Source organism: Enterovibrio norvegicus (genome assembly GCF_002876705.1).
Taxonomy (GTDB): domain Bacteria; phylum Pseudomonadota; class Gammaproteobacteria; order Enterobacterales; family Vibrionaceae; genus Enterovibrio; species Enterovibrio norvegicus_B.
The window spans coordinates 69458-90797 of record NZ_MDAG01000007.1 but is presented as its reverse complement, the minus strand read 5'-3'; the positions used below and the strand labels follow the sequence as shown (position 1 = coordinate 90797).

At 47.3% G+C, this 21340-nt stretch carries 19 protein-coding genes; 9 read left to right on the top strand and 10 right to left on the bottom strand.

Annotated features, from left to right (window positions below; all coding sequences use genetic code 11):
- Positions 1 to 147: 147 nt before the first annotated feature.
- A complete protein-coding gene (locus tag BCT27_RS03525; protein ID WP_102395053.1) occupies positions 148 to 1065 on the bottom strand; it encodes a LysR family transcriptional regulator in 918 nt (305 codons plus the stop codon).
- A gap of 125 nt (positions 1066 to 1190) precedes the next feature.
- Here BCT27_RS03525 and BCT27_RS03520 point away from each other — a divergent pair, with 125 nt between their 5' ends.
- From BCT27_RS03520 to BCT27_RS03505, 4 genes are all read left to right on the top strand, one after another.
- Positions 1191 to 1910: an SDR family oxidoreductase gene (locus BCT27_RS03520; protein ID WP_017008976.1), complete on the top strand. Its 720-nt coding sequence runs from the start codon at positions 1191 to 1193 to the stop codon at positions 1908 to 1910.
- A gap of 291 nt (positions 1911 to 2201) precedes the next feature.
- Complete coding sequence (locus BCT27_RS25390; RefSeq protein ID WP_133153369.1) at positions 2202 to 7037, top strand: calcium-binding protein; 4836 nt, start codon at positions 2202 to 2204, stop codon at positions 7035 to 7037.
- Between the two features lie 212 nt (positions 7038 to 7249).
- Entirely contained in the window at positions 7250 to 8455 is a 1206-nt protein-coding gene (zigA, locus tag BCT27_RS03510) for a zinc metallochaperone GTPase ZigA (RefSeq protein WP_102395052.1), read from the top strand.
- Positions 8456 to 8459: 4 nt separating this feature from the next.
- On the top strand, positions 8460 to 9149 hold the full coding sequence (locus BCT27_RS03505; protein WP_102395051.1) for a DUF1826 domain-containing protein: 690 nt from the start codon (positions 8460 to 8462) through the stop codon (positions 9147 to 9149).
- On the opposite strand, the gene BCT27_RS25385 is transcribed toward BCT27_RS03505, so the two are convergent.
- Positions 9126 to 9413 (bottom strand): hypothetical protein, encoded by a 288-nt coding sequence (locus BCT27_RS25385; RefSeq protein ID WP_133151930.1) that lies wholly within the window; start codon positions 9411 to 9413, stop codon positions 9126 to 9128. The genes BCT27_RS03505 and BCT27_RS25385 overlap by 24 nt on opposite strands.
- Positions 9414 to 9643: 230 nt before the next feature.
- On the opposite strand from BCT27_RS25385, the gene BCT27_RS03500 reads away from it, so the two are divergent.
- Entirely contained in the window at positions 9644 to 9979 is a 336-nt protein-coding gene (locus tag BCT27_RS03500) for a rhodanese-like domain-containing protein (RefSeq protein ID WP_102395050.1), read from the top strand.
- 104 nt (positions 9980 to 10083) lie between these two features.
- Here the strand turns inward: BCT27_RS03500 and BCT27_RS03495 are convergent, their stop codons facing one another.
- Complete coding sequence (locus BCT27_RS03495; RefSeq protein ID WP_102395049.1) at positions 10084 to 11799, bottom strand: RluA family pseudouridine synthase; 1716 nt, start codon at positions 11797 to 11799, stop codon at positions 10084 to 10086.
- Between the two features lie 83 nt (positions 11800 to 11882).
- Positions 11883 to 13565: an eCIS core domain-containing protein gene (locus tag BCT27_RS03490; protein ID WP_102395048.1), complete on the bottom strand. Its 1683-nt coding sequence runs from the start codon at positions 13563 to 13565 to the stop codon at positions 11883 to 11885.
- Positions 13566 to 13721: 156 nt separating this feature from the next.
- Here BCT27_RS03490 and BCT27_RS03485 point away from each other — a divergent pair, with 156 nt between their 5' ends.
- A complete protein-coding gene (locus BCT27_RS03485; RefSeq protein ID WP_102395047.1) occupies positions 13722 to 14474 on the top strand; it encodes an AAA family ATPase in 753 nt (250 codons plus the stop codon).
- Between the two features lie 104 nt (positions 14475 to 14578).
- Here BCT27_RS03485 and BCT27_RS03480 read toward each other — a convergent pair whose 3' ends face one another.
- On the bottom strand, positions 14579 to 15427 hold the full coding sequence (locus tag BCT27_RS03480) for a type 1 glutamine amidotransferase domain-containing protein (RefSeq protein WP_102395046.1): 849 nt from the start codon (positions 15425 to 15427) through the stop codon (positions 14579 to 14581).
- Positions 15428 to 15602: 175 nt separating this feature from the next.
- Here BCT27_RS03480 and BCT27_RS03475 point away from each other — a divergent pair, with 175 nt between their 5' ends.
- Positions 15603 to 16490, top strand: a complete 888-nt coding sequence (locus BCT27_RS03475; RefSeq protein WP_102317599.1) for a LysR family transcriptional regulator — start codon at positions 15603 to 15605, stop codon at positions 16488 to 16490.
- A gap of 6 nt (positions 16491 to 16496) precedes the next feature.
- On the opposite strand, the gene BCT27_RS03470 is transcribed toward BCT27_RS03475, so the two are convergent.
- The 4 genes from BCT27_RS03470 to BCT27_RS03455 all read right to left on the bottom strand — a co-directional run bounded on the left by BCT27_RS03470 (position 16497) and on the right by BCT27_RS03455 (position 19503).
- Entirely contained in the window at positions 16497 to 17063 is a 567-nt protein-coding gene (locus BCT27_RS03470) for a DUF6151 family protein (protein ID WP_102395045.1), read from the bottom strand.
- A gap of 143 nt (positions 17064 to 17206) precedes the next feature.
- Positions 17207 to 18316, bottom strand: coding sequence for a cytochrome-c peroxidase (locus BCT27_RS03465; RefSeq protein ID WP_102395044.1), 1110 nt, complete (start codon positions 18314 to 18316; stop codon positions 17207 to 17209).
- A gap of 24 nt (positions 18317 to 18340) precedes the next feature.
- Positions 18341 to 18895 (bottom strand): hypothetical protein, encoded by a 555-nt coding sequence (locus BCT27_RS03460; RefSeq protein WP_102395154.1) that lies wholly within the window; start codon positions 18893 to 18895, stop codon positions 18341 to 18343.
- Between the two features lie 260 nt (positions 18896 to 19155).
- Entirely contained in the window at positions 19156 to 19503 is a 348-nt protein-coding gene (locus BCT27_RS03455; RefSeq protein ID WP_102317546.1) for a DOPA 4,5-dioxygenase family protein, read from the bottom strand.
- 232 nt (positions 19504 to 19735) lie between these two features.
- Here BCT27_RS03455 and BCT27_RS03450 point away from each other — a divergent pair, with 232 nt between their 5' ends.
- Both BCT27_RS03450 and BCT27_RS03445 read left to right on the top strand, forming a co-directional pair.
- Complete coding sequence (locus BCT27_RS03450; protein ID WP_102395043.1) at positions 19736 to 20497, top strand: ribonuclease H1 domain-containing protein; 762 nt, start codon at positions 19736 to 19738, stop codon at positions 20495 to 20497.
- A gap of 167 nt (positions 20498 to 20664) precedes the next feature.
- Entirely contained in the window at positions 20665 to 20883 is a 219-nt protein-coding gene (locus BCT27_RS03445; protein ID WP_102317548.1) for a hypothetical protein, read from the top strand.
- Positions 20884 to 21009: 126 nt separating this feature from the next.
- On the opposite strand, the gene BCT27_RS25380 is transcribed toward BCT27_RS03445, so the two are convergent.
- Complete coding sequence (locus tag BCT27_RS25380; RefSeq protein WP_133153368.1) at positions 21010 to 21297, bottom strand: hypothetical protein; 288 nt, start codon at positions 21295 to 21297, stop codon at positions 21010 to 21012.
- Between the last annotated feature and the right edge of the window lie 43 nt (positions 21298 to 21340).

Genomic DNA, 21340 nt, shown 5'->3' with positions numbered 1-21340 from the left:
TAAAAAAAGCGCAAAAGCCACGCCAACGAGCGTGGCTTTTTTATATCTATCAGGATTCAGTGAGCAAGTACTTACTTATTTTATATATCAGTAAATATAATTCTGTTGAACGAGACAAAGACGCACCTAAGACAGCTGAAGAGGCACCTAAGACAGTTGAGGTGGCACCTCGGCAACCATTCTTTGTATCAAGGCTTTTAGTCGTTTCGGCTGGTGGCGATCTTTGTGATAAAGCAAGTACAGGGGCACCTTCTCCACCCCCCAATCGGTAAATACGTTTTCCAATCTGCCCGCTTGAACATGGCTTTCGCAGTAGAGCGCTGGGAGTCGGCAAATGCCGTTTCCTTGCAACGATGCGCTCATTAACACGTGGCCGTTTTTACATTGTAAATTTCCTTTCACGTCCACATCGACATGTTGAGAATGCGCATCCACTTTCACGTATCGCCAACGTGTTACCGATCCCGTCAAACAATCGTGTTTCTGCAAATCTCGTGGGTGTGCAAGACGACCGCGCTGCGACAAATAATGCGGTGCTGCGTAGGTGCCGATTTCAATGTCTCCCAAGTAGCGACCAATCAATCGCGAATCATTCAACGCGCCCATTCTCAGTACGAGGTCAAAACGGGATTCAATCAGATCAACCCGTTCACTGCTGAAATCCAGTTCAACATGAATATCAGGGTGGTCAAAACAAAAGCGGTGGATCACATCACCCACCAGCGATTCTCCTAATATGCCTCCCACGCAGTTCACCGCAATGCGACCGCGCAGTTGGTCGGAATCATCAATCGCATCTGAAATGGCATCATCAATCTGCATCATCGCCGCTTGGCAACGTGTAAACAAGGCGTCACCTGCCGTGGTTAAACGTTGAGAGCGGGTGGTACGAATAATGAGCTGCACACCGAGGCGGCTTTCAAGCTGACTAAGCTGACGTGACATGTGCGCACGCGATGCACCAAGCTTTTCAGCTGCTTTGGAAAAGCTGCCTGATTCGGCTATCGCTACGAAGGCGCGGATATCAGCAAGGTTGTCGTTCAATGGGTCTTTATTGGTGCTCATAATGCAACACTGAGTTTTATTGTGACATATATATCAACAATCATGACTTATTTAGAATGCAGCCTCAATAAGAAACACTTAATAAACACGCAATAACAAAACCAATAATCTGATCGAGGTAGAACATGAAAAAGCTAGTTGTTATCACAGGCGCAAGCTCTGGCATTGGTGAAGCGATCGCAAAACAATTCTCAGCACAAGGTCATCCGCTATTACTGCTTGCGCGCCGTGTTGATCGCTTAGAAGCCTTAAACCTACCAAACACCTTATGCAAACACGTGGATGTCACTGATAAAGCCTCTTTTGATGACGCGATCGCAGCAGCAGAAGCCATGTACGGCGAAGCGGATTTGCTCGTTAACAACGCAGGTGTGATGTTGCTGGGCGACATGGCAACCCAAGACGCGGCGGAATGGCAGACCATGTTTAACGTGAACGTAGTAGGCTTGATGAACGGCATGCAAGCGGTGCTAGCGCCAATGATTGCGCGCAACAGCGGCACCATCATCAACATCAGTTCAGTGGCAGGACGTAAAACCTTCCCGAACCACGCGGCTTACTGCGGCACAAAATTCGCAGTACACGCTATTTCTGAAAACGTCCGTGAAGAAGTGGCAGCAGCAAACGTTCGCGTGATCACCATTGCCCCTGGCGCAGTAGAAACCGAATTGCTTTCTCACACCACCAGTGACGAAATCAAAGCGGGCTATGAAAGCTGGAAAGAAGACATGGGTGGCATCCTCGCGGCAGATGACATTGCCAATGCCGTGACTTACGCATACAGCCAACCACAGAATGTGTGTGTCCGTGAAATCGTACTAACGGCGACGCGCCAACAGCCGTAAGGTTTTTGGAAGCCAGTAAAGCAAAAAAGCCATCTGAAAAGATGGCTTTTTTCGTTGTTAAAATATGAATATTTGCGTTTCATCAACCACTTAACGTCGCTTCTAACTAGTCCACCTTTACTCTTCTTTTTCCGATTATGGGACACTTGTTATAAACCGACTTAACGAGGAAATGTCCAATAGTTGCAACATCATATCTATAGCCGCTTCGAATACGATACTGCCAAAGATGCACAGCTTACTTTGCTCTAAATCTGTGCATATGAAAACGATAACAATAAGGACAAAAAAATGGCATCTATCAAAGGAACAAGCGACAACGACGTCATCTACGCTTCAAACCTCGAAGGGACTACGGCGGATGAAAACACACCAACCCGCATATACGGGGGTGGTGGCAACGATTTTATCAGCGGTGACACTGACACGGATACGGCCATTTTTGGTGGACAAGGCAGTGATTGGCTAGAGGGTAACGACGGCGACAATCTTGGCGGGGGCCGTGGGAACGATGTGCTCGTCAGTTTGGGAAGCAAAACGTTAAATGGGGGGCAAGGTCACGATGTGCTTCACGTTGCTGGCGACCTCGGTGACGGAGCAAAACTCTCCGGTGGAGATGGTGATGATTACCTCTCAGGCAATCATAACGACCAATTTTTTACAGGTGGTAGCGGTGCAGACACCTACCACTTTGGCTCATCCATCTTAGATTCAGACCCAAAATATGACAGCACCAGCCCAACGACCCACTCAGGGCATGATCGTATTGTCGATTTTGAGATCGGCGTTGATACCATCAGTATTGACCCTGCGATTCATACCCATTTCGATGAACTCGACATCAAACAAGTTGGACCCACCACTGTTATCACGCTCTCTACAGGGGCAACCATCACCTTGAACAACACCACTGCCACCGCACTGAGCGCTGACAATTTCGTGTTTCAAGGTGGTCAGGAGTATCAGAGCAAACTTGGGATTTGGGGCGATGACACAGGCGAGCCTGTTGAAGAGCCACAATACATCACAGGCGGTGGTGGCGACGACCACATTGTTCTAGATACAGCGACGGGCGATACCGCCGTCGGCGGTCGCGGCAGTGACCTGATTGAAGGCTTCGGAAACGACAACCTCGGCGGTGGCTCTGGCGATGATGTACTCATAAGCCGTGGAGAGAATGACAAGCTGTTAGGCGGCTCTGGTAATGATGTACTTCAGATCTCTGGCGATGTGGCAAGTAATGGGCGGCTTTACGGTAACGATGGTGATGATTTTCTTTCGGGAAATGAGGGAGATCAGTTTTTTGTTGGTGGAGCTGGCGCTGATATCTACCACTTTGGCTCTTCCATTTTGGGCGACAGCACCACAAATGACTCTGGTGATGATCGCATTGTCGATTTTGACGCGGGTGTCGACACCATCAGCATTGATAGCGCGATCCACACCAGCTTCGATGAGCTGGATATCCAAAAGGTTGGCTCGACCACCGTCATCACGCTTTCCACTGGTTCCACTATCACCTTAAACAAGACCACGCCGTCTGCTTTATCTGAAGAGAATTTCGTTTTCCAATCTGCCGACGCGTATGTTGAAAAGCTTGGTATTTGGAAAGAACAGCTAGTTAACTCGGGGGAGAACAATCTTCCAGTTAATGAAAACGATGTCCTATTGGGCGGTGATGAAAATGATGTTCTCAATGGCGGCAAGGGTGATGATTACCTCTCTGGTGGCTTAGGAACGGACGTGCTGACTGGAGGTGAAGGGAGTGATGTCTTTGGTGTTTCTATTGGACAGTCGAGTGAGCGTTATTACTATTCCCCTGCAAGTGACGGACATAATTATGTAACGAGGTACAACGGATTTGATCATGATGACATTGATCATGATGTGATTACTGATTTTGAGCCTGGCGTTGACAAAATACGTGTATTTTATACCGGAGAGAGCTTCAATGTTGGTGATGTTACTTATGTTCAGCAGTTGGATGATTTAAAAATAACGTTGAATGATAATGTGTCTATTACACTAGAAAATACCAATGAGGAAGATATTAACCCTGAAGATTTTGAGTTCTTTTTGAAAACAAAATCGAGCATAGGGGGGGATGGAAACGACGTTCTTGTTAATCAAGATAAGACTGAAGGAACAATGTATGGCGGTGCTGGTGAAGATATATTTTCATTTGGTGATGCATACTCACAAATAAACGGTCAAAGTCTAAGATCTGAATATTTTTTCGATTTTGATTATGGGCATGGGCATGACCTTGAGCATTATATTGTTGAGGATTTTACGCTCAATGAAGACTTGATTCAGATATGGACAACAATAGACTTCGATCGTTTAGATATCGCCCAAGTTGGTTCTGATACACTCATAACCCGCCCTTACACTAACTCCATAACGCTCAAAAATGTTGATGCCGCAACCTTGTCGGAGTCTGATTTTATCATAAACGGTCAAGCGTACACCAACAATCAGGGATATCTCGTTGGAGACGACACTGACAATCAGATTGTCAGTGGTAAAGGTGCTATCACTATTTTTGGTTACGAAGGAAACGACCAACTCTTTGGTAATGAAGGAAACCAGTCAATTCATGGAGGGGTTGGCAACGACACTGTCTATGGACTAAAGGGCGATGACTTCATCGACGGGGAGTCTGGAGACGACATACTAGATGGTGGTGAAGGTGACGACAGAATTTGGGGAGGGGGTGGAAACGACACTGTCTATGGACTAAAGGGTGATGACTTCATCTATGGGGAGTTTGGAGACGACATACTAGATGGTGGTGAAGGTGACGACACAATTTTGGGAGGGAGTGGAAGCGATCAACTGTTTGGAGGCGGAGGTGATGACTACATCAGCGCCAGTGAAGGAAACAATCTTGCATATGGCGGTGATGGTGATGATATCATCGTTAATGGGTTAAGTTTCAGTGACAGTGTAAACACCTTATATGGCGGAAAGGGCAATGATATTTTAAAGGTGAGTAATTGGTCTGATGCCAATGCTCATGAAACGACGTTATTTGGTGGAGAGGGAAATGATACTTTCGACATTGAACTATTTGACAGTGTGAGACGACCTAAAGATAAAGAAATAAACATAGAAGATTTTGATGTTGACAATGAAAAACTGATTATTTCTTTTTCAGGTTCGGATGATTATGGTGTCGACTTTAATAATGGCAATACATATTATAACTTAAGTGATAAATCAATTGTCACTCTCAAAGGCGTTAGTCAGGAAGATCTTAATTTAGAAAATATATCTATTTCATTGGATCTATCAAATACTTCACCACATGATATTTCCATTGATAATGCTAGCTTTACTGTATCTGGTGGGATTTACAGTGATGCTATTGTTACTGGTAAAGGAAATGACATCGTTTCGACTCATAAAGGTGATGATTCTATATCGACAGGAAGCGGTAATGACCAGTTATTCGGAGGCAGTGGCGACGATATACTGAAAGCCGGCGTTGGGGATGATGTGCTCGACGGTGGTGTCGGGAATGATACTCTCGACGGTGGTGATGGTGCAGATACATTGATTTCTGGTCGAGGTAACGACAATCTTCGAGGTGGTGAAGGCAAAGATACGTTTGTATTTGATTGGTCGGATGGTATTGATCGAGTTGAGGACTTTGAAGTAGGTATGGACAGGCTGAATGTCACTTTAAAATCTTCGTCGAATATTGCTAAGAACTTTAAAGATACTTACCTTGTTGAACAAGGGTCAGACACGCTTCTGAATCTTTATGGCAATATAAATAATCATACGGTGTTGTTTGAAAACGCTGATCTTATGGCGATCAGTTTGGAAGATATTGACTTTAACCTTATCGGTGAAACTGGTGAATACAACGTACTCATTGGTGGAGCAGGCAACGACACACTTCAAGGTGTTGGCAGAATCAATTGGTTAGACGGTGGCCAAGGCGACGATACATACATATCTTCAGGACAAACGGTGTTTTTCTTTGGAAGTGGACTCCTTCAAGGCGAGACCTTTGGCCACGATAGTATTCATGGCTTTGACGATTCTGGCGTTATCAATATTAGCGATTTCAGCTCCCTTTATAGCTTTAACGATCTAGAGATTATGCAGGCTGGTGAGAATACCGTTATTACCTTACCTACTAGCGGCACACTTTCTTCGAGCATTACTTTACATGATTACAATGCTAGTAACTTATCGGCTGCTCAATTTCAATTCCATGTTGGCGACGACGGTTTTGGACGTCATCTCGTAGGAAATAATGGAAATAATACGCTTGAAGGGACGGATAACCGAGATTTGATCGAAAGTGGCAATGGAGATGACGTTATTTCGGGAGGGGCTGGGGAGGATGTGTTCTCCATCAATGGAAGCTTCGGTCACAATGTGATTGAGGATTTTGACCCAATGCAAGATGTGCTTGAAATTGTATACAAGCCAAATGACGGCGTTGAAACAGACATTCAGCTTTCAGTTATTGATGGAAGCACTATTATTAGCCTATCTGAAGAAAAGTCTATCACCTTAAATAATGTCGCGTTGACATCACTGACGGATGACAATGTGAACATTATTATCCAGAAAGACTCAGATTCCGAAGGTGTCTTTTCTGGCAGTGCACTATCAGAGGTTTATCGATTAGATAATGCTGGTGATGAAACACTCAATGCTGGTGGTGGTGACGATGTTATTTACACTGGCAGTGGAGAGTATGAAATATACGCTGGTGATGGTGAAGATACCATTTATGCTGGCACTGGTACTGAAACCATCCATGGAGGAGAAGGTGATGATACATTTGTGCTAAATGTATCGCAGTCTTCATCCCTAAATGCTCATGTTCTGTTTGGTGGCGCTGGCGAAGATACCTTTATTTTTGAGGAAGAAACTAGCGCCCGTTATGCTGAAGTGCCTTTCATAATAGAAGATTTTGAAGTAGGTATTGATGTTATCCATTTTGATGTGCTGCAGACTAACGTGAGTTTTGATGACCTGCAGATCTTCAAGCCTAGTCCTGAACCTTATACTTACATCAAATTGGCTGATTACGACTTTACTATCGCGTTGAAGAACGTCTTTGTCGGTGCTGTGGATCCAGATGATTTTCTATTCAGTTAGCAACACTTATTGGGAACATTCACATTACTTCACCGTGAATCTCTAGATAAAACAAACACACAAGCCATCTGAAAAGATGGCTTTTTTCGTTCTGTTGCTCACCGTTGATACGTATCGTGCTTTGTTGCGTTTTGATCAGCGAGTGTCGATGATCCGTCTTGTCCATTGTGTTATGTTATAACATAACCAAAAATAATGAAGAGACGCTAGCAATGTCGTCAAGTGTGCAAAATAAGCTGCCAGTCACTGTGCTGTCTGGCTTTCTTGGTGCCGGAAAAACCACCATTCTCAGTCATTTACTCAACAACGTAGACGGAAAGAAAATCGCCGTCATCGTGAATGACATGAGCGAAATCAACATCGATGTGGCGATCGTGAAAGACCAAGTATCGCTGAATCACAGCCAAGAAAAACTCGTTGAAATGAGTAACGGCTGCATCTGTTGTACGCTGCGTGAAGACTTACTGATTGAAGTGTCTGCGCTTGCCAACAGCGGAAAGTTTGATTACCTCGTGATTGAATCCACTGGCATTTCAGAGCCTCTTCCCGTTGCTGAAACCTTCACATTCGCGGATGAAAATGGCGTTTCACTGTCTGATGTTGCCGATCTCGACACCATGGTCACCGTGGTCGATGCCGTCAACTTTTTAAAGGATTTTGACGAAGCCAAAGATCTTACCGAAACGGCAGAATCACTGGGCGAAGAGGACGAGCGAAGTGTGGCGGATCTCCTTGTCGATCAAGTTGAGTTCGCCGATGTCATTCTGATCAGCAAAACAGATGTGGCCTCGCCCGATGAGCTGCAGCGTTTAATCGCCATCCTTAAAAGCCTCAATACCGAAGCCAAAATCATCCCGATAGCAGAAGGCAAGGTAGACACAGACGCCATCTTGAACACCCGTCTCTTTGATTTCGATCGTGCCCAACAAGCACCGGGTTGGCTAAAGGAAATGCGCGGCGAACACATACCCGAGACGGAAGAGTACAACATTGGCAGCTTCAGCTACTTGGCGCGCCGTCCTTTCCATCCTGAAAAATTCCATCAATTCCTTCATCGCACTGAAAACTACGGGAAGTTGCTGCGTTCGAAAGGGTATTTCTGGCTAGCGTCTCACCCTGATTTCGCATGGCAATGGAGCCAAGCGGGCGGCATGGCGAGATACGGTGCAGCGGGACTCTTTTGGAAAGCCGTTCCAAAGGAAGACTGGCCGACAGACAGCGATTACCTCGAATCAATCCAAAAACAATGGGTAGAGCCTTTCGGCGATAAGCGACAGGAGCTTGTCTTCATTGGGCAAGGGCTAAATCAGGCGCAAATGATGGCTGATTTGGATGCGTGCTTGTTGAGCGACGATGAACTATCAAAAGGCCACGCTTACTGGCAAGGCGTAAATGACCCATTTATTACCGCGGAGTGACCACATGTATTCTGATATTTCCCCTGCTCAAACGAGCGACACCGAACATCATTCAACGGCGCTACTGACTCGCACAGAAGCGATAGGCCCCCATCCAACCGTGCTGGGTGATATCTACCGTGATGACACCAACATTGCGATTTGGGAGCGCGATCTTCCAGAGGCGGTTCAACATGCGGTTAGCGCCTTGATCAGTGAAAAGCCTCATTACGGCGTATCGCTTAACGTCACACCAGACAATGTGCGTGAAGGCCTAGAAGAATCGCTCGATCTTGTGGTGCATCAAACGCTGATTAATGACATCGAACTACTGGTGAACATGTTTTGCTGTTTGTTCGATCTCAAGCGAGTCGGTTTACGATTAACCGTGATTGATAAAGCCATGTGCCCGCGTTTTCACACCGACAAAGTCCCGTGCCGCTTAGTCACCACGTATCAAAACGTCGCGACAGAATGGCTACCGCATAACGTGGTTGATCAAACGAAGTTGGGCAGAGGAAGTAACGGGAAACCGGATAGCGAGTCTGGTCTGTATGCGCATGCAAAAGACATCCGTCAGCTCAACTGTTTTGACGTCGCCTTACTCAAAGGAGAAAGCTGGGAAGGAAACGAAGAAGCAGGTCTCGTGCACCGATCCCCCGCGCATGATCCCGACCAAAGCCGACTGCTTTTAACGCTCGATTTTGCAGACTAATAGAATAGGTAGGGTTCGAGCTAGAAAGCCCTGAGCATATGGCGCCAAGCCCATGCTTAACGTAAACAGCCCCCATTGGGGCTGTTTTTCATTGTCAGTGAGCAAGCGGCTTTCGCCATACCAGATAGAGAACAAACACGCCGCCCAATGCAGCAGTGACAATGCCCAAAGCACAATTAAGGGAAGGCTTCTGAAAAGTCCATTTCTGAAAATGCTGCTTATCAAGTTTGAACGGACGAGGGTCGTCATTTTAAGCGGTTTCATTCCTATACCAAGATGCTCATCCAATCACTGTTCTCAATCGCTATAGTTCTTCTAATCCCACCTCTAAACGTGAACAAGACCAAACGCGTTTCAATTAGTCGCACTACAGCCGGGGGACATATCTTTGTGATTCAAGGCTCAACGCCTATTTCGAAAACTGCCGATTGATCACGGATAATGTAAGAATGAGTGGAAATAAAGCGCATTCGCGCAGATAGGAAGTGAGAGACATGATGTTCCTGAATTCAAAACGTATTGTTGTGGGATTGGTGGCGATGCTGCTCAGTGCGGCTGTGCATGCCGAAGCGGTTTGGATTGATACGCGAAGTGCAGCGGAGCATTTTTTCGATAACATTCCGGGTGATGTCAGGTTTTCGCATTCGGATATCGTGAAAGAAGTGACGGCGTTTTACCCTGACAAAAACCAAGAAATTCGCCTGTATTGCCTCAGTGGCGTGCGCTCCGGAAAAGCAATGAAAGCGCTTAAGGCTGAAGGCTATCAGAATGTGTTTAACGCGGGTGGCATTGAAGATGCGAGAGCGCAGCGCGGTTTGCTTGATGAGTGATTAAGCGACATGTACCCCATCAGAATTGAAAAAAAGACCTTCATTGATTTATCTCGTGAAGGTCTTTTTTTATCGGCTCTGTGGGTGTTTTTAACTGTGACGCCTTAAAAATCACACTCAGCATCAAACGTCATGCGTTGGTGCGTGTAAGGGTGATCAAATGAAAGCTGTTCGGCATGCAGGTGAAGGCGTGTGTCGGGTTCACCATATAAACCGTCGCCAACCATTGGCATATTCAGCCCCATCACGTGTGCGCAATGCACTCTGAGTTGGTGGGTGCGACCTGTTTTCGGCTGCATGTGAAGTTTACTGCGACCGTTTTCGGCGTGGATGAGCTGCCAATACGTCGTCGCAGGTTTGCCATGTTCAAAGCAAACCAATTGGCGTGGTCTGTCGTCAGGATCGCCGCGCATCGGCAGGTTAATCTCACCGCTTGGTTGTTCAACCATTCCTTCCACCATGGCGACATAGCGCTTCTCAACACCTCGGGTAATGAATTGTTTTTGCAGGTTTTTGTTTGCGCGTCGAGTAAGGGCAAACACCAACAAACCAGATGTCGCCATGTCTAATCGATGCAGAACAAAGGTCTCTTCCACCTCTGGCAGCGTGGCAATCACACGCGTGTAGGCCGAATCTTTAATGGTTTTGCCCGGCACGGAAAGCAGGCCTGAGGGCTTGTTCACCACGATGATGGCGTCGTCCTGATAAACCACCTCTAACGCTTTGTCTTCTGCCCAGTTGGTTTCAAGCGGGTTTGGATCAACCGTTAAGCCTTCCAGCATGTGCCCCAGAATGGGATTGCACTTACCGTGGCACGATGGATAGAACTTTTTATGCTGACGCACTTCTGATTTCGGTGAAACGCCCCACCAAAACTCCGCCATCGAGAGCGGGGTATATCCGTGCTTGTAGGCATAGTGCAGCAACTTAGGCGCAGCGCATTCTCCAGCACCTGCAGGCGGCGTTGGGCTGGTGGTTGGGGCAAAAATGGCGTTGAGGGATTTTTCTTCACCGTTCGCATTGAGGAAGCAATATTGCTCAAACAGTTTGTTTTGCAGTGCGTTCGACAAGGTTTTACGTTGCTGCTTCGCATCGTCGATGGCGGCGGTTAGCGCAGTTAACTCAGCATGAAGGGTGTCGATTTTTTCGTCCCATGCCATCTTGAGGTATTTGAGGTCGTTTTTCTCGGCAACGCTTTGCTTGGCAAGCAGGTCTAGCGCGGCGTTCAACGCCTCGCCTGTCAAGTGGGCTTCAGCGTGCTGGCGCTGCTGTTTACGCTCGGCGCGTCCTTCAATCATGGCTTGGCGCTGTTGTTGCTCTAGCGCTTTGTAGTCGGCTTGGTATTGCGCGACTTTGCCACTCAAGTGCGATATTTGAGGGTTGGCAGAAAGGGCAGTGACTTGCGCGTTAAGGGCGGTGATCGCTTCCAATTCGGTTTGGAAGAAACATTCCTCGGCCAGCATATCAAACACAGGCGGCACGAAATTCGGCAGAATGTTTTGATCAGCAATTTTGCCAGAAAACGCGCTGAAATAGCCGAGCTCTCCGCGTGGAGAGCGCACGAGCAAGACGCCAAACATTTTACCTGTGCCTTCTGCCGTATTTTCGCCAAGTTCGTGCTCACTGTTAAGCCCAAAGTCATGCTGCCAATCGATTTGCGTGGCAAGGTGTTGCTGCAACTCTTGTGCAGCACGCACACAAATTGGGTGTGGCTGATAGTAAAATGGGAAGGTAAACGCGCTCGGCAATTCGAGATGATCGATATCGGCGTTAAAGCGGGTAAATAGCCCGTCTGGTGTGAACGATGCGTCTGTGTGCATGGTAAAAGTCTATCAGCAACTCGATTGGGGGCGTGATTTTACCTGTTTAAGTGAGAAATACTACTTTGGTGATGCAACAGCGCCTATTGCTCCAAACTGGTTGGGATAGGCATCCCTAAGGCTGTGAGTTGTTGTCTGAGGGTGTCTTGGTCATTCTCTTGTTCATGTCGAACCTGCGTCTGTTCGAACTCTAGTGGGATTGAAAAACGCATCCTGTTCCTTTCTTCGAATACATTGAATTGAGGTTGCGAGCGACTGATTTGTCGGTCTTCATAGGCGATGGGCGTGTCGGAAAAATGCGAGATTCGAACGGCCTCAAGATGCGGTGGTGTTTCCTCCACGTCTTGCCAAACGACAAAACTTTCGGAAGAGTATTCAGCTTCAACGACAGCATGTAGGTCAACGTATGCATGGCCTTCGCGCATGGTCGCGGTCGCAGCGCGAATCATCGAAGCGAGGTTTTCGTTATCGTTTATAGCTTGTTGGAGTGCATTGGGCACTCGTGCTTCTATCGCATTTGATAATCGATTTCCGTCAACCGCACTTTCAACCCAGCCAGCGAGAAAAGCGGCGATTAATGAGGTCAGGCCTGCGGCTTCGATAGACATCGCGCCACGTTGTGAACGTCTGATTCGGGAGGAGGGGATCCTGAGCCGTCTTGAACGTCGAGTAACGGGGCCACTTTCATTTCGTTCATGGTGTGGTGGTGGCTCACGGCGTGGGAAATCCCATTCAAGGTTGCCCGTTGTTCGTGTTCGCTTTGCGGAGTCTGCAATGCGTTCTCGTGAGCGACACGCTCGCGTTCCGCCTTGACTTGCTGCTTCCTGATACTGATACCCGTAAGTGGTGCGTGTATCGGGTTCACCGTCTGTCCCTCTGCGTCCTCGTCGCCTGACGATTTGATGGATTCTGGCTTCGCAATCCTGATCTGACGGCCCGCAGGGCTGACGTTCTGAATACATTTCGTGAATGCGAACACCACTGCCTTGCTGCCTGAAGAATTCGTCCACCATGACTTCGGTATGAGCGACCCCTGGACGGTTTTCAAAAACGTGTGTTTGCCGAACGCCATCGCTTGTAGAGTATTCAACGGCCATCAAATTGATGCTATCGCCAACGTGTTGGTTATCACGACGGTAAGCTTGAGCCACACGACTGAGGTGGGTAGAGCCAGGGACAACCTGCTCGGGCAAGTCGTGGCATTGAATACGCGTCGTTCGTCCCTCTGCTTGTTGAACAACATGCGCCAATTCGTGAGCAAGCAAACTTCGGCCCGTGCTTGTGTGAGGACGATAGAACCCGTTGCGAAAGGCAATATGATGGCCAACGGTGTAAGCCGACGCGTTTAGTGATTGGGTTGAAAGGTTGGCAAACTGACCGGTGTGGATCCTTACCTTGCTAATATCTCGCTGCAATATCGGTTCAAAGAACTGTCGAGAAGGTTGATCGAGTGGAACGCCAGATTCATGTATTGTTTTCCCAACGGAGGTGGGTGCGATCTGTGGGCGGTGAATATCCCTTGATGATGAGGAATAAATGCCGCTAACCGTGGCGGCTGAAAATTGGTCTGCTTCACGATCAAGCTTGTGATTGGGTGGTTGTACACGAAGACTAGAGGATGAAATTGAAGGTTGAGTGGATAAGGCTCTGTAAGCTGGCCAGCTTCGCTGGGGCGCAATGGCGTTGCTCATGCTTCCATTGGACATGCTCGTTGAACTCAACGTGTCTTTTGATGGTGTTTTACCCGTCAGTTTTATAGCATGCATTGATGAGTGTCACGCACATTGCTGAGCCTTAGTTTTAGTGTATTTCAGATTGATCGTGGCAGTATTGTGTTGGCATTTCACTCTCAAAAAAAGCACGGCTTTGTAAGGTTCATGCATTTCAGCTGCCCGTGCTTTTACGCTTAGGTATCTATACACATGGAAGCATTGCCTTATCTGAAAGAGGTCAGTTTGAAGCGAGAGCGGGTTGATTCTTTCAACGCTTACCCGTTTTCTATTCCAGCGGTGAATCATCTTGATACGCTTGAGTTTGCAAGAGACGTGACTATTTTGGTGGGGGAGAATGGCAGCGGGAAATCGACCTTGCTAGAGGCCATTGCAGTTGGAATGGGGTTTAACGCTGAAGGCGGCACCAAAAATTTCAACTTCGGCACCCGATCTACGCATTCGTCGCTCTATGAATATTTAGGTTTATCAAAATCCTACAAGAAGCATCGTGATGGCTTTTTTCTGCGGGCGGAAAGTTTTTACAACGTCGCCACGAACATTGATGAATTGGATGAAGAACCCGGGCCCCAGCCACCGATCATCAATTCATACGGCGGTGTCTCTTTGCATCATCAATCTCACGGTGAGTCGTTTCTTGCTTTGATGGTGGAAAGATTTGGAGGGGAGGGTTTGTACATTCTCGACGAACCAGAGGCGGCGCTGTCGCCAACCCGGCAGCTTTCTGTATTGAGCCGAATGCATCAACTGGTGAAAGCGAAATCCCAGTTTATAATCGCGACGCATTCCCCAATATTGATGGCCTACCCGGGCGCGCGGATTTATCAGATCGATCAGTCTGGTATCAACCAAATCAAGTATGAAGACACCGAGCACTATCAGATCACCAAAGCGTTTTTAAATCATCCTGCCCCGATGCTGGAACAATTGTTTCTGGATGAATGATGACGTTAACTCGAAATATTCAGATCAGAAAAGGCCTGACAATATCGACGTTAAATCGACGTATCTCAGGCCTTCTCTAAGAAGTTAAAGCGTGTTGTGGACGGTTACTTTTGCAGTTTATTAAGCACTTCTGTTGCTACAGCAACAGCAGACGCTGGGTTTTGACCTGTGATGAGCTCTCTGTCTGTGACAACGTTCGGGTACCATAAGTCAGCACCAACGTTGAACGTTGCGCCAGCTACGTTCAAAGCATCTTGCGGGTAAAACTTCATTTCTCCGCCGCCTAACCAGCCTTTACTTGCTTCCTCTTCACCATTGCTAAATGCAGTCACTTTGTAGCCGTTGTAGATCCAATCTTTTGGTGTTGTAGGAGATTTGCCTGCTTCTAGCGACTGCACGAACGCTTGCGCATTTGGCAATGTAGAAATCAGCGCGATTGGTCCGTGGCATACCAGCGCAGTGACTTTCTGTTTGTTATGGAAATCAGTCAGTAATGCTCCCATTTGCTTGTCGGTCAGCAGATCGTTCATTGGTGCGTGTCCGCCTGGTACATAAACAGCATCGAACTTGTCATAACCGATTTGTTCTACGCGGCTCAGGCTAATGACAGGGGAGTTTTCTTTGTCAGTGATCTTGAGCTTCGCCAGCAGCGCTTTGTGCTCTGCCATTGATTTTTCATCGTTACCGAAGAACATCGCGCTGTCAGACAAAACGTCGACAGTTGGCGCCAAGCCGTTTGGGGTTGCGAACGTGAGGTCATGACCTGCATCAATAAACATTTTTACTGGCTGCATCAACTCATTCAGATAGAAGCCTGTTTCGTAGACATCCGTGCCTTTTAGTTTTAGGTGGTCTTCATCTGACATGACGACGAGGATGTTGTCTGCAAGGGCAACTTGGCTGCCTGCCGCGAACACTAGGCTTGCTAGTAGGGTTTTAGTCATTGATTTCATCGTACTCTCCTTGGGTTATTTTTAACTGACGGTTTGTTTCCAAATCATCAACTAAATTTGATGTGTTGGAGATTTTGTCAGCGATGAATGCAGTCTATAGGGCAAAGGTTGAGAGAAAAACAGGGTGTTTGTGTATGATTGGTTTCCAAAATGGAAATAAGTGTGGGGCGTTGGTATGGACACATTGAGGGCGATGGCGTTGTTCGTGAAAGTGGCTGAAACGGGCAGTTTTAAGCAAGCGGCGATGGAAATGAATCATTCAAACTCGCTAATAAGTAAAGACATCGGGAAGCTGGAGGAGTTGGTAGGTGCGCGCTTATTGCAACGCTCTACCCGCAAAATACAGCTCACTGAAATCGGTCGAGGTTACTTGGCGCATTGTCAGAACATTTTGAGTTCTCATCAAGACGCGCAAGATTATGTGCAAGACATGCAAGGGCGGCCTAAAGGACGCTTGAAGATCAACGCACCGATGACGCTAGGGATTACCGCCTTAGGGCCAGCGTTTGCCGCGTTCACTGCATTGCACCCTGAAGTAGAACTGGATGTGGATTTGAATGATGATCCGGTCGATTTGATTGCTCAGGGGTTTGATTTGGGCTTTCGGGCTTCCAGTGTCGGTGTGGACTCAAACTACATTGGTAAACCCATTACGACATTCTCTTTGCACCTCGTGGCCACGCCCAGTTACCTTGAAGCACATGCACCACTGCATTCTGCCGATCAACTTAGTCAGCACAATTGCTACATATACAGCTTGGCGATGGGGAAAAACCAGTGGCCTGTAAATGGCGGTATGACAGTGTCTGGCAACATCATCGCGAACAACACGATCTTCCTAAAAGAGGCGTTACTTCAAGGGTTCGGAATTGGTCTTCTCCCCAGCTTTGTGTGCGCTGAAGAAATCCAATCGGGGCAGTTTGTGGAGCTTTTAAAAGACGAACCGTTACCGACGCTGAGCTTTTATGTGCTGTATCCGAGCCGACACTACACGCCGCCGAAATTGGTTAAATTCATCGAGTTTATGCAATCGTGGTTTAACGATGAGCAAAGCCGAGTGTGAAAACGTCTAGTTGCGCTCGTCTGGCTTTACGACGGCATGGCCGTTGTCACTGAAAAAGGGCGTCGGCACGTTGTTTCCCTGAATTTTGTTTTTCAGCACGAACGACATCACGGCCGCGAGTGAGGCAAAGGAAAACTTAGGGTGTGGGTTAGTCGGTGGTGTGCCTTTGGCAAATTTGCCCATGACATAGCATTTCACTGGGCCAACCGCGGCCTCTTTGCCTTCACCTTGAAGCGCGGTGAGCGGAATGCCAGCAAATGGCATTTTTCTGCTGATGGTGTTAACAATGGGGGAGTGACAGCACGCGGTGTAGAAGCGATAAACGCCTTTGGGTGTCACGCGCATGCAGCGCAATTGATCCGCCCCTTGGTGGATTTCAACTTGCGAGGGGGCCAGTTGGAATAAATCTGTGCCGCCGAATTCATCGAGCCATTTCTCTTCATTGCCAACATACTGAGCGAAGGCCTGACAATCATCACAATAGCAGACTACGTGGTTGCCCTTTTTAGGGGATACGCCTTTCACCGTGCCTTTTAACGTTCCGCAATCACACTGCAATGATAAATCTGTCATAAGAGAATTCCATCCGTTGAAAAAGGTAAGCGAATTATTGCTACCCTCTTTTGACACTATAACGAATGTTATCAAAGCGCGAGTGTATGGACGGGCGATTGAGCGCCCGTCTCATAAAAGATCCCACTATTTCCGTATCTTACTTAAATATCACCGCCCGGATTAAGCCCGCTCGGCACTGCATCAGGAATGGCTTTATCAAAGCTCTCGTCAGTCAGTGACATCAAGAAGGCTTCAATCGCGTCTATGGTGTCGCCGTTATTATCAAAGTCTAATGCGGCGAGGTCAGGATCATTGCTTGGGTTACCCACGCCGTTGTAAAAAGCAATGGCATCCCTGAGTGTCCTCTCCGTGCCGTTATGCATGTAAGGCGCGGTGAGGGCGACGTTTCTCAAGCTTGGTGTTCTGAATTTGCCGTCAACGCCGTTGTCTTCAATGCCTGCATTCGTCAGTTTTGGGTTGGTTTCAACGGTGAGTTGGTGCAACGCATAATCTGAGAACATTGGTCCACTGTGGCAGGCATTGCAGCCCGCATCTATGAAGGCATTTAGCCCGCGAACCTGCTGTTGCGTCAGTGCTGATTCATCGCCTCGCGCATAGCGATCAAAAGGGCTGTTTGCTGAGATAAGTGACCTTTCGAATGCAGCAAGCGCCTGTGCAATGCGTTCATCATTGATGGTGCTATCACCAAAAGCGTCGGTGAATAGCGTCATGTATTCACCATTCGCATTGAGACGTGACACCACCTCATCTAAGATTTCAGCTTCCGTAAACTGGTCGCCGCGCATTTCTTCCTTCGAACGAATGGGATCGAGTGCTTGGTCTTCCAGCGAGGTCGCACGGTTATCCCAAAACATGACGGTCGCAGATGGGTCGTAGTTGCTGTTTTCATCAATCCCGTTGTAAGCCGTGTTGACAATGGTGGGGGAGTTTCTCTTAACCAAAGCACCAGAGGTACGCGCTTCGGACAACCCTACACCGCCAACTCCCATGCTGACATCAAGGTGTTCCGCGTAGCCATTATCAGGGTGATGGCATGTCGCGCAGGCCACATCTTGGTTGCCTGATAAAATCGGATCCCAAAAGAGCTGTTTTCCAAGTGCGACTTTTTCGGCGGATGATGGGTTATTGGCTGGCTCGATAATGGTTAATGGCAAGCTGCCGACCTGCTCGCTTGTTGGGTCATCACTGGGTGATGCACCACCACAGGCAGCCAGGACGAGAGGAAGTATTACAGCGCTTAATTTCTTCATGATGAAAACCTATTTATGTGTGCATTAGAAGGAGTAAGAAAAGCTAAGTCCGGCGGTGAGGTCATCGGAACCGTATTGGTTTACAACGAGCGTCGTACCTAAGGCTTTTTGCCATTCAACACCCAGCCCCAGCGATGCTTTGAAATCAAACTCTGAGTATGAATTGTTGGCTTCTCGATCAAGCAGCGAAACGGCAATCTCTTCATTGATGTAAGCCGCGCCAATGGAGGCTTCCAAGAAAGCGCGATTTCCCCAAAACTCTGCAAAATCCCATTGCGATCCCACATCCGCATACACGATATCTACCGCGCTGCCTTCTTTGTCGATGTCAGTTTTGTAGCCAGCGGCGAGGAAAGGGTGAAAGGGAGTAGTAGGCAGAAAGAAGTATTTGAATTCCATGCCGACGAGCATTTCATCTTCACCGCCGAGCGCACCTGTGGCAAAGGCTTCACCAGATATTGCGATTTGATATGGGTTGCCTTCTTCGGCTTGAAGCATGCCAGAGAAAAGAACAAGAGGAAGAGCAAAGGTGGATAGTAAGAAAGGTGTTTTTGGGTCTGTTAAATTTCGTTTCATCATCAATTTACCAAGGACAACGGTGCGTGAATGGTTCATGTGTCGATAGGTATAAATGATGAGATGTGAAAAAAATGTAGAATATGTTAACGCTTTACATTGAAACGTCTTGCTTGTGCGAGTTGATGGCTGTGGGTCACATTGCTAGGGAGGTATGTGTGAGCGAAAAGAAAAGAGAAAAAAGGCAAACATTGTGCGCCCCAGCCGGTGTCTGTTGCACGATTGCCATTGCTTATATTGGGAAGATTTGAAAACGCTTTTCGTTAAAACCCTCGGAGGTCGAGTTCTACGGCATTCCCAAGCCAGTAGGCATGCAGCGTGTGATCAGCAAGATCGTCGCCAGTGCTGGCGTGTACTAACACATCAAGGGTTTCTCTGTGTTCATCCAGCCAGGGAATGAAGCCGTCAAAATCGGTATCAAAGAAAAGCACTTGATAGCTCCACATCGTGTGGGGGCCAACAGGTCGTTCATGTATTCGACCGAGTTTGAGTGAAAACGTGTTTTGGGTTTTTTCATACAGATGCTTAGCAGTGTCCAATGTGTTTGCATCGAAATACACATGTGCGTGATACGCCTTATGCGCATTTATTGGTCTTTTCGGGCTGTCCATCATCTGTGTCCTTAACCTTGAGTATTGACACTAGATTAGCGCATTTTACGTTGTCGATGCCATCGTAGTGACATGTGTCTTCATTCATCGAACCTTCAATGTGGCGTCGGCATTGGATTTATGAATAATGGCATTGGTACCGCAATCGCGGTATGACTGGGCATTCAAAACACTGGCACTTTTCTCTTAACCATCAAGTAAGTCCCCCTCAACTATTAAGTAAGGATTCGGTTTGGCTAAAAAATATTATGTTGTGTGGAAAGGTCGTAAGAGTGGCATTTACACCGACTGGGCACAGTGCAAAGCGCAGGTTGATGGCTTTCAAGGTGCGAAATTCAAATCGTTTCCCACACTAGCGGAAGCGGAGGCGGCGTTTGGTGGTAAATCTAGCGCAGCATCAGCAACGTCTTCTGCCGTTAAGAAAACGAGCAAATCAAAGCCTGTTCCGTTATCCGAAGCACAAATCGCAGCGATGCCGTTTGATATTAAGATCTTTACGGATGGAGCGTGTGAACCTAACCCTGGTGAAGCGGGTACGGGTTTAGCGGTATATGAAAATAACCAATTACGCGAGCTGTGGTATGGGCTTTATCAAGCGACAGGCACGAACAATACGGCTGAGCTGCATGGGCTAGAACAAGCGTTTATGCTTGCGCAAGAGAAGCTTGAACAAAAGCAGTCCGTGGCGATTTATTGTGACTCAAAATACTCCATCGATTGCGTGACAAAGTGGGCTGAAGGGTGGGAGAAAAAAGGCTGGAAAAAGGCAGGCGGTGAAATTAAAAACCTCGAGATCATTCAGTCGGCTTATGCACTCTATCAATCAATGAAATCTGACATCACGATCCATCACGTGAATGGTCACGTTGGCATTGAAGGCAATGAACTTGCAGACAGAATGTCAATTGTGGCGATTGAACGTCAAGACCAAGGGTTAACCCTATTTCGTGAAACGGATGATATCGCGGAAATTCTGGCGCTCAGGAAAGGGTAGTACGTAGCTTTGGTATGGTAACGCTGGCTTCCCCTGTTTCTCGACGATGTGAAGCAATACCGTGATGCTGGGTGATTAGGCGCGAAGAGTCAAAAATATGATACATCTTGCGTAGGAATACCCCGCTACCTTAAACGAGTACAGCTTGACGATACAAAGGAGCGGGTATGAGTGAGATTGATGAAGCAATTGGTAACGTTGTTGACATGCACAGCAGCGGGAAGAATAAAGTGGAAATTGCAGGTGAGCTTTCCCAGCAAGGGTGGAGTTTTTACGAAGCTCTGGAATTTACCAAAGGTGTATACGAATGTGAGTCCCTGTCCGACCCCATCATGATGGGGAGCTCGCTTGAAGAGATGCGAAAGAAACCACCATTGGATATTTAAAATTTCTCTCATGAATAGCCAGCGCAATGCTGGCTTTTTTCTGTCCGATGTTCTGCCTACAGACCTCTGCTACACCAAAAATACGAAGTACGGTTTATATCTTTATTACACTTGAATGGTACGTATTTATAACGTTGTTTTTATTGGGAAATATATAACCTTCATCATTGCTTTGTCGGTGTTGAGGTTGTGCCAGATGTTGTTGTATTTGAGGTAGTCTGTGGATACGTTGATAAAAGTTGTTTTGCTTTGTCCTTTGTTTTTAGTCGGATGTGATTGTGAAGACAAAAAAGGGGGCATCTTTGGGTCTTCTTGCTCTAAGCCACCTTCAACACCGTCGGAAGAAACTGGACCTTTAAGTGCGTTTAATCTCACCAGCATTGAGGCTGTTGCTGGGCAAAGCAAAACACTCATTTTCTCTTGGGAACCCAGTGAGAATGCAGAGAGCTATACGCTT

Excerpts from the sequence above, each read along its gene's own strand:
- BCT27_RS03495 (WP_102395049.1), bottom strand. The coding sequence starts at position 11,799 with ATGCACACAGACGCATCGTTCACACCAGACGGGCTATTTACCCGCTTT.
- BCT27_RS03455 (WP_102317546.1), bottom strand. The coding sequence starts at position 19,503 with ATGGACAGCCCGAAAAGACCAATAAATGCGCATAAGGCGTATCACGCA.
- BCT27_RS03480 (WP_102395046.1), bottom strand. The coding sequence starts at position 15,427 with ATGAAATCAATGACTAAAACCCTACTAGCAAGCCTAGTGTTCGCGGCA.
- BCT27_RS03490 (WP_102395048.1), bottom strand. The coding sequence starts at position 13,565 with ATGCATGCTATAAAACTGACGGGTAAAACACCATCAAAAGACACGTTG.
- BCT27_RS03500 (WP_102395050.1), top strand. The coding sequence starts at position 9,644 with ATGATGTTCCTGAATTCAAAACGTATTGTTGTGGGATTGGTGGCGATG.
- zigA (WP_102395052.1), top strand. The coding sequence starts at position 7,250 with ATGTCGTCAAGTGTGCAAAATAAGCTGCCAGTCACTGTGCTGTCTGGC.
- BCT27_RS03505 (WP_102395051.1), top strand. The coding sequence starts at position 8,460 with ATGTATTCTGATATTTCCCCTGCTCAAACGAGCGACACCGAACATCAT.
- BCT27_RS03445 (WP_102317548.1), top strand. The coding sequence starts at position 20,665 with ATGAGTGAGATTGATGAAGCAATTGGTAACGTTGTTGACATGCACAGC.
- BCT27_RS03460 (WP_102395154.1), bottom strand. The coding sequence starts at position 18,895 with ATGATGAAACGAAATTTAACAGACCCAAAAACACCTTTCTTACTATCC.
- BCT27_RS25385 (WP_133151930.1), bottom strand. The coding sequence starts at position 9,413 with ATGAAACCGCTTAAAATGACGACCCTCGTCCGTTCAAACTTGATAAGC.
- BCT27_RS03520 (WP_017008976.1), top strand. The coding sequence starts at position 1,191 with ATGAAAAAGCTAGTTGTTATCACAGGCGCAAGCTCTGGCATTGGTGAA.
- BCT27_RS03470 (WP_102395045.1), bottom strand. The coding sequence starts at position 17,063 with ATGACAGATTTATCATTGCAGTGTGATTGCGGAACGTTAAAAGGCACG.
- BCT27_RS03525 (WP_102395053.1), bottom strand. The coding sequence starts at position 1,065 with ATGAGCACCAATAAAGACCCATTGAACGACAACCTTGCTGATATCCGC.
- BCT27_RS03485 (WP_102395047.1), top strand. The coding sequence starts at position 13,722 with ATGGAAGCATTGCCTTATCTGAAAGAGGTCAGTTTGAAGCGAGAGCGG.
- BCT27_RS25390 (WP_133153369.1), top strand. The coding sequence starts at position 2,202 with ATGGCATCTATCAAAGGAACAAGCGACAACGACGTCATCTACGCTTCA.
- BCT27_RS25380 (WP_133153368.1), bottom strand. The coding sequence starts at position 21,297 with ATGAGTGTTTTGCTTTGCCCAGCAACAGCCTCAATGCTGGTGAGATTA.
- BCT27_RS03465 (WP_102395044.1), bottom strand. The coding sequence starts at position 18,316 with ATGAAGAAATTAAGCGCTGTAATACTTCCTCTCGTCCTGGCTGCCTGT.
- BCT27_RS03475 (WP_102317599.1), top strand. The coding sequence starts at position 15,603 with ATGGACACATTGAGGGCGATGGCGTTGTTCGTGAAAGTGGCTGAAACG.